The sequence below is a fragment of the Thauera sp. genome, from assembly GCF_034003485.1.
Lineage (GTDB): Bacteria > Pseudomonadota > Gammaproteobacteria > Burkholderiales > Rhodocyclaceae > Thauera.
Genome location: NZ_JAVEYL010000004.1, coordinates 1 through 12,218, shown reverse-complemented (window position 1 = coordinate 12,218; position 12,218 = coordinate 1). Strand labels below are relative to the sequence as shown.

The following is a 12,218-nucleotide window of genomic DNA, read 5'->3' as shown; positions in this document are numbered from 1 at the left end:
CGTCATCCGCGAGCACGAAGGGGCTCGGCGGATTGGGTCAGCGGATTACGGTTCAAAACATTCGCGGGCAGCCCCGCTCCCACACAGCGAACTGGCGCACTCGGCACCGTGGGAGCGGGCTTGCCCGCGAAAACGATCTCGCATCAGCCACGGGAAGCACCCGGCGCGGCTCTCGAGGGCCGCGCCGGGCACATGCCCAAATCAACGCTTGGCGATGTCTTCCTCGGCCTGCTTGACCAGGTCGGCACCGATCTTCTCGGCCCACTCCTTGTACACCCCCGCGGTGGCGGTGCGGAAGGCGTCACGCTCGGCATCAGAAAGGCGCACCACCGCCACGCCGTTGGCCTCGATCTCCTTCAGCAGCGCGTCATCGCCCGCCGAGATGCCGGCGCGGGCGCGGGCGATCTCCTCGGTGGCGGCCTGCTGCGCGGCTTCCTGCACCGCCTTGCGGTCGGCTTCGGACCAGGAATTCCACACGTTCTTGTTGACCACGAAGATCAGCGGGTCGGCCACGTAGCCCCACAGGGTCAGGTTCTTCTGCCCCACGGTGTGCAGCTTGGCGGCGTTGAACACCGCGAGCGGGTTCTCCTGGCCATCGACCGCGCCGGTCGCCATCGCCGGCTGGGCGTCGGCCCAGCTCATCTGCGTCGGGTTGGCACCGAGCGCGTTGAAGGTGGCGAGGAACAGCGGCGAGCCCACCACGCGCATCTTCATGCCCTTGACGTCGTCCGGCGTGCGGATCGGCTTCTTCGAGTTGGAGACCTCGCGGAAGCCGTTCTCGCCCCAGGCCAGCGGCACCACGTCGCGCTCGGCGAGGATCTCGAACATCTTCGTGCCGACGCGGCCTTGCGTGAGCGCGTCGATCGCCTTGTGGTCGGGCATCAGGAAGGGCAGCGCGAACAGGTTGAGCTCCTTGACCTGCGGCGACCAGTTGATCGTCGAGCCGACCGCCATGTCGATGATGCCCTGGCGCAGCGCGGTGAATTCCTTGGTCTGGTCGCCCGACACCAGCGAGGTGCCCGGATAGACCTTGATCTTGATGCGGCCTTCGGTCTTCTCGGCGACCAGGTCGGCCCAGCGCTTCGCGCCCCAGCCCCAGGGGAAGGCCTCGCCGAGCACGGTGGAGAGCTTGTATTCGTCCTTGTACTGCTGGGCCGTGGCCGGCATCGAGAAGCCGAGCGCGGCGGATGCGAACAGGCCGGCGATGAGGGCGGTAAAGCGGCGTTTTTGCATGGGATGCGTCTCCGTTTTGTGCTTGTTTTTCCGGCTGAGATGCGCGTGGTGCGCTCCGGAGCGTGGGAAGGAAGGTCGATTCTACAAACCAGCGCGCCCCGCGGCCAGCACGCGGTCAAGAAACGCCACCAGCCGCCCCATGTGGTGCTCGAGGTCGGCGAAGGATTCATGGTCGCCCGACACGGTCATCAGCTCGACCGGCGTGTCGCCGCGCGCGGCGAAAATCTGCTGCGCCTCGTCGATCGGCACGATCTCGTCGTCCGCGCCATGCACCAGCAGCACCGGGCGGCGGATGCGCGAGATGGTGGCGACCGGCGCGATGTCGTCGAAGCGGTAGCCGATGGTCTTCTGCACGTAGTCGAGGATGTAGCGGCCGATCGGTTTTTCGGGAATGCGCTTGGCCGCCAGCCAGCGCCGCATCATCGCCGCCGGGTGAGAGAACGCCGCCACACTGACCACCGCCGCCACCTGCGGCGTGCGCGAGGCCGCGAACAGCACCGCGCCCGCGCCCACCGAATGCCCGAGCAGCGCGATGCGCTGCGGGTCGACGCCGGCGCGGGTGGCCAGCCAGGCGAAGGCGTGCTCGACGTCCTCGGCAAAGCGCGGCAACGAGGTGAAGGTTTCATCGTCGCTCGCGCCGTGGCAGCGCGCATCGACGAACAGCGTCGCGTAGCCGGCCTCATGCAACGGACGCGCGAGCGGCAGCATCAGGGCGGCATTGCCGCCCCAGCCGTGCATCACCACCACTGCGGGCGCGGACTCGGGCGACACGCCGGATTCAATTGGGGCCATATCCGGAGGGGCCGCCGCATCCGCACCGGCAACGGCGGCGCGCCCCGGCGCGGGAATGAGCCACGCATGCAGCGACCTGCCATTCTCGGTGCCGATGCGCAGCGTCTCGAACGCCAGCCCAAGCGCACCCGGGTCGGTGTGATGCGCCACCCGCGGCGCCGCCAGGCCCTTGCGGATCCCCCAATGCACCAGCGCCCGCCCGCCGGCGAGCGTGGCTGCACCGGCGGTAAAGGCGGCGATCAGTCCGGGTGCGCCCATTTGTTGCTCCTCAAGAACTCAAACCCGCCCACCACAGCCGCGCACGCAGACCCCAGCCCGTGGTGTAGCCGAGCGACACGGAGCGGATCTCGCCCGCCGGGCCGACGATGACGAAGGCGGGCACGCCGCGCAGGCCGTACATCTGGGCGATACGGCCGTCGGCGTCGATGGCGGTGGTCCAGTCGAGCTCGCGCTCGGCGAGCACCCCGGCCACCGCCGCGGCATCGCCCGACTGCATGGCCACCGTGAGCACCGGGTAATCGGCCTGTACGCCGTCGATCGTGCCCTGCTGCGCGGTGCAGATCGGGCACCAGTCGGCCCAGAAATACACGCCGACCGCCTTTCCGGAATGGGCTGCGCGCCAGTCGGCGAGGCTCAGCGAACTACCATCGGCGGCGATCGTGGCGAAGTCGGGCGCGGGGCCGGCCGGCACGTCGCGCGCCATCCAGGCCTGGATGGCAAAGAAGATGACCACGAAGATTGCGATCTCCACCGTCCACCGCCGCCAGCGCGACGCCGTTCGAGCAGGCTTCTCGGCGGGCGGCTCGGCGTGTACGGGAGGCAGATTGGAATCGTCGTCTTTCATCCGCGTCATCGTACGTCGATCCAGCGCCGCACGTCGCCCTCGCGCTCGAACAGGCGCCATTCGCCCGCAACGCCACACAGCCCGTAGATGAAGGGTTCGCGGCCGCGCCCCGGGGTCACGAAGCGCAGGTCGCGAAACGCCGCACAGACCTGGCCGCTGGCGTCGCGCTCGACGTGGTCGAGCACCGGGAACATCGCGAACCAGCGGAAGAAGGCGAAGTCCTCGGCCTGCCACACCGTCTGCGCGAGCTCACGGCCGTCGCCATTGCCGAAGCGCTCGCCCACTTGCCACTGCGCCATCGCCACCGGCCGGTAGGGCGCAGAGAAGCGGCGGATGAAGTTGTCGTCCTCGGTGGCGACGAGCGGTTCGCTGCGCCGGGTGTTGATGTGGGCGTAGTGGTAGCGCTCGCCGTCGAACACGATCGCGGTCCAGTTGAAGGGCGAAGCCGGGCGCGGCGCGGCGTCGAGCTCGACGACCGGGATGCCCTGCGCCGCGGCGTAGGCGCGCGCGGCGTCGATCGCCTCGGCGCGCCCCGTCGCCTGCACACCGACCCAGCCGGCGAGCAGCACCAGCGCCGCCGTCGCCGGCACCCTGCTGCTGCGCCACAGTGCGCTCGCGAGCAGGCTGGCGAGGATGATGCCGGTGAAAGGCAGATCGATGATGAAGGTGGTGCCCCAGCCGAAGCGGTGGTCGGAGAGTGGAGCCAGGATCATGGTGCCGAACTGGGTGATCAGATCGCCGAGGATGTGCACGAAGAGCGCACTGCACACCACCACGTAGAAGCTGCGCCAGTCCGCGCCCGGCCGCCCGCCGCGCTGCCAGAAGCGCGCCAGCAGCCAGGCGATCGTCAAGCCCCAGAGCGGCAGCAGGAGCAGCGAGTGGGTGACGCCGCGGTGGCCGCGCAGGTAGGTGAGCTCGGAGATCCAGCCGAGCACGAAGTCGAGGTCGGGGAAGGTCGCGGCGACGGTGCCGGCGACCACCATCTGCCACACGGGCGGCGTGGCCGTTACCGGCGCCGAGCCAGCGCCCGCAGGGGCGCGTCGCCCCGCGAGCACACGGCCGACGAGAGCGCCCGAGAGCGCGTGAGTGAGTGTATCCATGGGGTCCAGGCTGTTCGTTATTGGAGAGGCTGCCGGGTCGCTGCCCCTGCGCGCACTGCCCTTGTGCACGCTCGACACAAGTTGGGTCGGGCGTCCTGCAGGCAGGTCGGGCGCAGCGTCAAACCGGCCCTGGCGTAGCGCGCCACAGGCGCTCGAGCTCAGGCAGCAGCGTGCGCCAGTCCGGCGCCGAGCGCGTATCGATCGGCAGCACGCGCGCGAGTTCCTCCACTTCGAACGCCTCGCGCGTGCGAAGTTGCACTTCGAGCACCTCCACGTCGGCTTCGGACGCGTCGCCACCGGCCGCGCTGCGGCTGCGCACGCGCTCGCGCAGCACCGCCGCCGGCGCGTCGAAGGCGAGGATGACGAAGGGCACGCCGAGCGCGTCGGCCAGCTCGGCAAAGCCGCGGCGCTGCGCGCGCTTGAGAAAGGTCGCATCAACCAGCACCGGATAGCCCGCCTCCACCACCGCGCGCGCGAGCTCAGCCAGGCGCGCATAGGTACGCGCGGTAGCCTCGGCGGTGTAGAGCCCGCCGCCGAGCGTGGAACCACTCGCCGCGTCCGCTTCCAGTCCGAACAGGCGCTTGCGCTCGACGTCCGCCCGCACGCGGATCACGCCGCGCTGCTCGATCAGCGGCTGCGACTGGCTGGTCTTGCCGCTGCCGGAGACACCGCTGGCGATCAACAAGGCCGGGGCCGGCATCTGCGCCGGCGCGGCGGCGAGCGCGAGGTAGCGCGCGCACTCGGCCAGAGTCTGTACGCGCTCCTCCCCCTCGACCTGCGCCGCACGGATGGCGGCGACCTTGGCGCGCACCATCGCGCGGTAGCTCAGGTAGTACGGCAGCACGCGCAGCCCGGCGTAGTCGCCGCTGCGTTCCAGCCAGGCATTGAGGAAACGCCCGCCGAGCGCGGGCTGACCGCGCGCCTGCAGGTCCATGACCAGGAAGGCGATGTCGGTGATCACGTCGGTCCAGCGCAGCGCGGCGCTGAACTCGATCGCGTCGAACAGGCGCGGCTCGCCGTCGAGCACGATCAGGTTGCCCAGGTGCAGATCGCCATGGCATTCGCGCACCCGCCCGGCGGCGAGGCGCGCGTCGAACACCGGCGCCAGCGCGGCGAACTGCGCCTCGGCCCAGGCCTCCACGCGGGCGAGCTCTTCGAGCATTGCCGGATCGTTGACCTGCGCAAGCGCCAACTGCGCGCGCAACTGGGCGAAGTTCTGCCGCACCGGCGCATGCACCGCCGCCGCATCGCCAAAGCCCTGCCCCGGCTGCGCGACAGCCGCTGCGGCGTGGAAAGTCGCGACGTGGTGAGCGAGGTCGTCGAACAGCGCTGGCTCGAGCTGGCCGGCATCGAGCAGGGCGGTGAATAGCGCGGACTGGTCGAAGCGGCGCATGCGGACGAGGTAATCGAGCGGCGCGTCCGCATCAACGACATCCGCACCGACGCGCACGCCCTGCGCCGTTCGCCACACCGGCACCACCGCCTCGTACAGCTCCGGCACCGTGCGCCGGTTCAGGCGCAGCTCCGCCTCGCAGGCCTCGCGCCGGCGTTCCAGCGTGCTGAAATCCAGGAAGCCCAGATCGAGCGGCTTCTTCAGCTTCCAGGCGTGCTCGCCGGCGAGCAGCACCCAGGAGATGTGGGTCTCGATCAAGTCCACGCCACCCTCCGAGCCGGGCAGCACGCCCGGCTGCATCAGTTGGTGCACAAGGTCGCCTGCACTGCGCTCGTCGCCGCTCATCTCCGATCACCTCCGCATCCTGCCGCCATGGTATCGGACTTGGAGGACACTGCCCGCGCAAGGGCTGAGCAACGTCATGGACAGCGCTGGCAAAGCGGGCAATGATTCTGGCGATTCGATGACCATCTACAAAGAGGCCCCCATGAGCACCGGAAACCGTCTCTCCGACGCCCCGCCGCGCGTCGAAAACCTCGCGCAGATGCTGCAGTTCCAGGACAAGGCCGTGGTCAGCCGCATGCTGGTGAAGAACGCCGGCGGCAGCGTCACGCTGTTCGCCTTCGACGCCGGCGAGGGGCTGAGCGAACACACCGCACCGTTCGACGCGCTGCTGATCGGCGTCGAAGGGCGTGCCGACATCCTGCTCGGCGGCGAGCATCACGCCCTGGGCGCCGGCGAAACCCTGCTGATGCCGGCCAACGTGCCCCACGCCGTCACCCCGCTCGAACCCTTCAAGATGGTGCTGGTGATGCTGCGCAGCCCGGCCGACGCGGCCAAGTGAGCGTCTCGCCCTTCACCGCGCTCGCCTGTCCGCTCGACGGTGCGCCCCTGCAGCGCAGCGGCGCGAGCTGGCGCTGCGCCGACGGCCACTGCTTCGACATCGCCGCCCAGGGCTACGTGAACCTGCTGCCGGTGCAGAACAAGCGTTCGCTCGACCCCGGCGACAGCAAGGACATGGTCGCCGCGCGCCGGCGCTTTCTCGAAGCCGGGCATTACCAGCCGATCGCCGACGCGGTCGCCCAGGCGCTGCTGCAGGCGGCCCCCGCAGCCCGCACGCTCACCTGCCTCGACGCCGGCTGCGGCGAGGGCTATTACCTGCGCCAGCTCGCCGCCACCGCGGGCGACGCGCACCCGCTCGCGCTGCTCGGTCTCGACATCTCGAAGTGGGCGGTGCAGGCAGCAGCCAAACGCGACGGCCAGGACGCCCGCGGCACCCCCCGCGCCGCCTGGGTCGTCGGCAGCAACGCCGGCCTGCCGGTGCTGCCGGGCACGCTCGACCGCGTGCTGTGCATGTTCGGCTTCCCGGTCTACCCCGAATTCGCCCGCGTGCTGCGCCGCGGCGGCGAGCTGCTGCAGGTCGACGCCGGCCCCGAACACCTGCGCGAACTGCGCGAGGTCATCTACCCCACCCTCAAGCCCGAACGCCCCGCTGCACGCCAGGCGCCGCCCGGCTTCGCGCACCTCGGCACCGATACCCTGCGCTTCCAGATCCACGTCGACGGCGCCGCGCCGATCGCCGACCTGCTGGCGATGACGCCCCACCTCTACCGCGCCACCGCGGAAGGCCGCGCCCGCGCCGCTGCGCTCACCGCGCTGACGATGACGGTGGATGTGCGCCTGGCACGCTACGCGCGACACGCGCCATGACGCAGCACGGACGTTGCCCCACTCACTCCACCAGGCCCGGATGAACGGGCGGTGAACAGCCGCTTCAGGATTGGTTCAGCGATCGGAGCGCAGCATGCAAGTGCTTGCACGGGGGTGCCGGCGTAGCAGGCGCCCCTTTCCGATTCGCCGCTCCGGGAGCTGCCGCCATGATCCCCGTCCTATCCGCCTTCATTGGCATCCTCGCCCTCGCCTGGGGGCTGAACGTCGCCGCCCTCGACGGCGGCACCGCCTCCCTGCCCTGGCTCGTCCGCGAGCAGGGCCTCTATCTCAGCGGCCTGCTCGCCATCGGCCTGATGTCGCTCGCGATGGTGCTCGCCACCCGCCCCACCATGCTCGAGCGCCCGCTCGGCGGCATGGACCGCATCTTCCGCCTGCACAAATGGGCCGGCATCCTGGCCGCGGTGTTCGCCGCGCTGCACTGGCTGATCGAGATGTCGGACGACGTCATCAAGTCGCTGTACGGCAAGGCCGGGAAGCCAGAGCACGATGAATTCGGCGGCCTGTACGAGATGCTGCGCGACGCCGGCGAGGAGCTCGGCGAATTCGCCATCTACCTGGTGCTGGCGATGGTCGTGCTCAGCCTGTGGAAGCGCTTCCCCTACAAGTTCTGGCGCCACCTGCACCGCGCGATGCCGGTGTTCTACCTGCTGCTCGCCTTCCACGCCGCCGTGCTGGCGCCGCCCGACTACTGGGCGCAGCCGGTCGGCCTCGTCCTCGCGCTGCTGCTCGCCGCCGGCACGGTGGCCTCGGTGGTCGCGCTCACCGGCCGCATCGGTCGCGACCGCAAGGTGCAGGGTGTGGTCACCGCCGTATCCTCGCCCGCCCCCGACGTCACCGAGATCGTGTGCCGGCTCGACGGCGCCTGGCGCGGACACCAGGCCGGGCAGTTCGCCTTCGTCGGCCTCGAGCGTTTCGAGGGCTCGCACCCCTTCACCATCGCCAGCGCCGACCACGGCGACCGCAGCCTCACCTTCCAGATCAAGGCCCTGGGCGACTACACCCGCCAGCTCGCCAGCCGCGTCGCGGTCGGTCAGGCGGTCACCATTGAAGGCCCCTACGGCCGCTTCGTGCTCGGTCGCCAGGACCGCAAGGCTCGCCAGATCTGGATCGCCGGCGGCATCGGCGTCACCCCCTTCCTGGCCTGGCTCGACGCGCTGCGCGCCGACCCCGCCGCGGCCCCGACGGTGGAGCTGCACTACAGCACCCGCGGCGCGGCGCACGACCCCTTCGTCGAACGCCTGCGCAGCCTGTGCGCCGAGCTGCCGAGCGTGAGCCTGCACATCCACGACCGCGCCGCCGGCAACGACCTGACGCCCGAGCACCTCGCCGCCACCGCCACCGACGGCCGGCGCGCGGAAGTCTGGTTCTGCGGCCCGCGCGGCTTCGGCGACCAGCTCAAGGCCGGGCTGGCGCGGCTGTGGGGACGGCGGCTGAGCTTCCGGCGCGAGGCGTTCGAGATGCGGTGACGGGGCGAGGGGCGCGGCGGCTGCGGTCGTCGCGCCTCGCACCGCACTCGTCAAATCGGCCCAGCTCCGAGAAGTAGTTCGCAGGTGTCATTGCTTCGGCCATGCCGCATGTATTCGTGCAAAGCATAATCGCGGCATGTCCCGCCGTTACCGCAAGTCCCGCCGCGATCCGGGCCTGTTCGAGATCGCCACCACGTCCGACTGGAAGGTCTCTGCCGCCATGGCGGCGGTGTGCGTCCTCGCAGCCACCGTGATCATTCCCGCCATGTTCGGTAGCAGCCGCATGCTCAGCGGTCTGGTGCTCGCATTCGTGCCGCTGGCCTGGCTGATGGCCGTCCTCTTCGGCAGCATTTCGCTGATCCGCTTCTTCGCGCAGAACCTGCAGGCACCCACAGCCCCGCCCCGCCCGCCCGCAAGCCGCCCGATACAGCCAGCGGTTCGCGCAACCGAGGCCTCGTTGTCGGAACTCGACAAGGCACCGCTTGCGACGTCATTCGTAAGCCCGACCAACGCCGCGGCGCCCCCGGCTCGTCCGACCGCCTGGTCGCGCGAGCTCATCGACCGCATCGAATGGAAGCGCTTCGAGGATCTCTGTTGCGAGTTCTATCGCGTGAAAGGCATCCGGGCCGGAACCACCCGACTCGGCGCCGACGGCGGCGTAGACATCCGCCTGTTCCAGGACGACGCCGATCCCCAGCGTTGCACGGCGGTCGTCCAGTGCAAGGCCTGGAACCAGGCCGTCGGCGTCAAGCCGGTGCGGGAACTGCGCGGCGTGATGGCGCACGAGCGCGTTGAAAAGGCCTTCTTCATGGCCCCGAACGGCTTCACCGACGAGGCCCGCGCCTTCGCCACCGAGAACCGGATCACCCTGCTCGACGGCAAACTGTTCCTCGCCATGCTCGAGCGCTTGCCCGAGGCCCTGCGCCAACAACTGCTCGCCTTTGCGACGGAAGGCGAGTGGACGACGCCCACCTGCCCATCGTGCGGGGTAAAGATGGCTGCGCGCGACGGGAAGCGCGGACGATTCTGGGGCTGTGTCCATTTTCCGAAATGCCGCGCGACGCTGCAGATGCGCGGGGCAACCCCCTAACCGCAACGCTGGGAGCCTGCCTTGCGCACCAACCATGTCCTGATCGACTTCGAGAACGTTCACGTCAAGTCGCTCGAGCTGCTCAAGGGCGAGCACTTCCGCGTCATGGTGTTCCTCGGGCCCAAGAACACGAAACTGCCAGTCGATCTCGTACTTGCCATGCAGACGTTCGGCACGCGCGGGGAGTACGTGATGCTTGAATCACCCGGCGCGAACGCACTGGACTTCCACGTCGCCTTTCATCTTGGCCGTCTCGCCGCCGAAGACCCGAGCGGCTTCTTCCACATCATCTCGAAAGACATGGGCTTCGACCCCCTGATCCAGCACCTGAAAGCACGAAAGGTATTCTCGGCGCGGTCGCCGTCGATCGAGGAGATGCCCTGTTTTCGGGCAGCAAGCCCCGTTAAGTCGGTCGCGGATCCCGCACAAGCGCGGCCGAACGAGCGTCACGTAGCGGATGCGGGAAGGTTCGAAGAGCTCTGCACAATGGCCGTCGCGCAACTGGTCGCCATGAAGCGGGTGAGACCGGGCAAGTTGAGCAAGTTGCACAACGCCATCCAGTCCAAACTCGGCAAGGACGTATCGGGCTCGACCGTCGACATGGTGTGCTCGGAACTGGTGAAGCGGGGTCTCGTGAAAGTGGCGGGGCAGCGTCTCGCTTACGCGATTCCGGAGTAGCACTAGAACGCACCGCATCGCAATGACGCTCAGGTCAGACGCTGGTCGATCCAGCCAAACGTTTGGCAGCAACTCGGCCGGTGCGGCCACTCAGGGCGACCTCCGCCTGATCACCAACGGCAGCTACTGAGCACTCAGCCCGACCTCACACATTCGGCCAGTTGCCGTCGGTCGTGGGTACATTTCGATCTCAAGAGACGGGGCTACCCCCAATCCGCTGGAATGGCCGGTTTACAGCGGCCAACTTGGACCGCGCCTTGGCTCGACCCGGCCAGGAGCGGTCGGTGACCGTTACATTTGACTTGCGGGTTGACGGCGCTCGTCTATGTTGAAGCCATGGCATGACGACGGGCTCGTGCCGGTCGAAAGAATGCGGTGAGAATCCGGCGCAGCAAGGAGAGGTTCTCCATCTGTGTGCGCTGCGGTCGATGATTTTGAGCGTGGCCGGATTTGCCGCACTGTTAGTAAGAACAAGCAAGACTCCAAACCCCGATAGACTGCTGATTTGGTTAGTTTCTTCGGGCAGGTTGAAATCCCGTGTATCGCAGTAGAGGTCATGTTACGCAGCAGTGCAGTCGCCCGAAAACAAAGTTAGGCCGCACAACCACCTCCCTGCCAGATCTCTCTGCATTCCGATTGCCCCGAGCAAACAAAGGAGAACGCCATGGAGATTCACTACCCCTCCCCAATCCAGTTCGGCCCTTGGTCTCCCGAAATTCCCTGCCGGCCGACTCGAACTGACCCAACCACACCTCGGACCGAGACGCGAGGAATCTGTTTGACGGCGGGTGAACCTGAAGCGAAGAAGGTGGCCTGTTGGCAAGCCGGCAAGGGATGGACGGTAGAAGACTTTGCCGAAACGCCGATCGACCGGATGAAGGGTTGGCTCGAACTTACAGAGAAGCTGCTTCGCTCTGCAGCAACTGAAGATTCCGATGAGTATTGCGACCCCATTCGCTACTGGCGAGCGGCCTCTGACGCTCTCGCTGTGGTCGACAAAATCGCCAGCGACAACGACGTTACTTGGGACGAGCCGCTTGGCAAGCTCTATGACTCGCTGCGCACGAAGGTACGCGAGATTTCGGCTGAGTTTGAAGACCAAACCAAGGATGCGCAGGGCAAGTACACCGCATTCAGGGTACTTACCCAACGGCGGGATGAAGTGGAGAACCTCGCTGAGGCAGCCAAGCTCACGCACACCTTGATCACACCAAGCGCGGGGAAGAGGATTGACACGCCGCAGGGTGTAGATATCACGCAGCTGCAAACGATCGCCGCAGCAATCCATGCTGGCCTCAAGATTCTGGGAGGCGCCAAGATTGCGGCCATTATCTCGGGGGTATTGGTGGTGATCGCAGCATTCTACGTAGCCGTGCGAATCATCTCCGAGATCATCAACATAGTGAAAGGCTGGTTCTAGAGACGTCGCGCCGCGCGCAGTGCGGCCTAACCCCTCGCTCGGCCGGACCCGCGACGGCTGCCTGCGCGGGCCGGCTAACTCAGACGTTGAATGACAGCTTCCCTGAAAGCTCAACGGCAGTAACGGGTCGGCTGCACTCGATGGCGTCCGGCAGCTTTCGGGATGCGAAACTTGAGCGGCCGGTTTCCGGCGCTGAACTAAGAAGGTTGCTCGTCGCGTCCCGACCCAATCCAGCCATCGGGCACTTCGTGGTCCGAACGGCAAGTAACCGAGTGAAGCCGCCACCTCGCATGACATATTGGAGACGCCAAATTGGTGTTCTGGTCAATCAATGTGAATGCCGATGGTGGATGTCCGGAAAGTGCGGGTGCTTGTGGACCAGCGCCTCGTGGCGGTGCCGATGTTCATGTGGATCGTCACTGTTCCAGGCGAAGTCGTGTTCGTGCTGGTGGTGTTCGTCATGGATGTGCC

At 67.8% G+C, this 12,218-nt stretch carries 11 protein-coding genes; 6 read left to right on the top strand and 5 right to left on the bottom strand.

Translation table 11 applies throughout. The features are described from left to right. Nucleotides 1–201: 201 nt before the first annotated feature. The 5 genes from RBT54_RS03030 to RBT54_RS03010 form a co-directional block, all read right to left on the bottom strand. Nucleotides 202–1,233 (bottom strand): DctP family TRAP transporter solute-binding subunit, encoded by a 1,032-nt coding sequence (locus RBT54_RS03030; RefSeq protein ID WP_320363974.1) that lies wholly within the window; start codon nt 1,231–1,233, stop codon nt 202–204. A gap of 81 nt (nt 1,234–1,314) precedes the next feature. Further along, a complete protein-coding gene (locus RBT54_RS03025) occupies nt 1,315–2,283 on the bottom strand; it encodes an alpha/beta hydrolase (protein ID WP_320363973.1) in 969 nt (322 codons plus the stop codon). Nucleotides 2,284–2,293: 10 nt separating this feature from the next. Continuing rightward, the gene (locus tag RBT54_RS03020) at nt 2,294–2,869 is read right to left on the bottom strand and encodes a protein disulfide oxidoreductase (protein ID WP_413788418.1); all 576 of its coding nucleotides are present in this window, start codon (nt 2,867–2,869) and stop codon (nt 2,294–2,296) included. A gap of 5 nt (nt 2,870–2,874) precedes the next feature. After that, nucleotides 2,875–3,969 carry a metal-dependent hydrolase gene (locus RBT54_RS03015; protein ID WP_320363971.1) on the bottom strand — a complete coding sequence of 365 codons (1,095 nt, stop codon included), beginning with the start codon at nt 3,967–3,969 and terminating at the stop codon, nt 2,875–2,877. A gap of 118 nt (nt 3,970–4,087) precedes the next feature. Further along, nucleotides 4,088–5,707 (bottom strand): AAA family ATPase, encoded by a 1,620-nt coding sequence (locus tag RBT54_RS03010; protein ID WP_320363970.1) that lies wholly within the window; start codon nt 5,705–5,707, stop codon nt 4,088–4,090. A gap of 142 nt (nt 5,708–5,849) precedes the next feature. On the opposite strand from RBT54_RS03010, the gene RBT54_RS03005 reads away from it, so the two are divergent. The 6 genes from RBT54_RS03005 to RBT54_RS02980 all read left to right on the top strand — a co-directional run bounded on the left by RBT54_RS03005 (nt 5,850) and on the right by RBT54_RS02980 (nt 11,747). Next, entirely contained in the window at nt 5,850–6,206 is a 357-nt protein-coding gene (locus tag RBT54_RS03005) for a cupin domain-containing protein (protein ID WP_320363969.1), read from the top strand. Continuing rightward, the gene (locus tag RBT54_RS03000; protein WP_320363968.1) at nt 6,203–7,072 is read left to right on the top strand and encodes a putative RNA methyltransferase; all 870 of its coding nucleotides are present in this window, start codon (nt 6,203–6,205) and stop codon (nt 7,070–7,072) included. The genes RBT54_RS03005 and RBT54_RS03000 overlap by 4 nt, the downstream gene beginning before the upstream one ends. 167 nt (nt 7,073–7,239) lie before the next feature. Then, nucleotides 7,240–8,559 (top strand): ferric reductase-like transmembrane domain-containing protein, encoded by a 1,320-nt coding sequence (locus RBT54_RS02995; RefSeq protein WP_320363966.1) that lies wholly within the window; start codon nt 7,240–7,242, stop codon nt 8,557–8,559. Nucleotides 8,560–8,695: 136 nt separating this feature from the next. Continuing rightward, a complete protein-coding gene (locus tag RBT54_RS02990; RefSeq protein ID WP_320363964.1) occupies nt 8,696–9,649 on the top strand; it encodes a restriction endonuclease in 954 nt (317 codons plus the stop codon). 21 nt (nt 9,650–9,670) lie between these two features. Then, complete coding sequence (locus RBT54_RS02985; RefSeq protein WP_320363962.1) at nt 9,671–10,327, top strand: PIN domain-containing protein; 657 nt, start codon at nt 9,671–9,673, stop codon at nt 10,325–10,327. Nucleotides 10,328–10,991: 664 nt separating this feature from the next. Beyond that, the gene (locus RBT54_RS02980; protein WP_320363961.1) at nt 10,992–11,747 is read left to right on the top strand and encodes a hypothetical protein; all 756 of its coding nucleotides are present in this window, start codon (nt 10,992–10,994) and stop codon (nt 11,745–11,747) included. Nucleotides 11,748–12,218 lie beyond the last annotated feature (471 nt).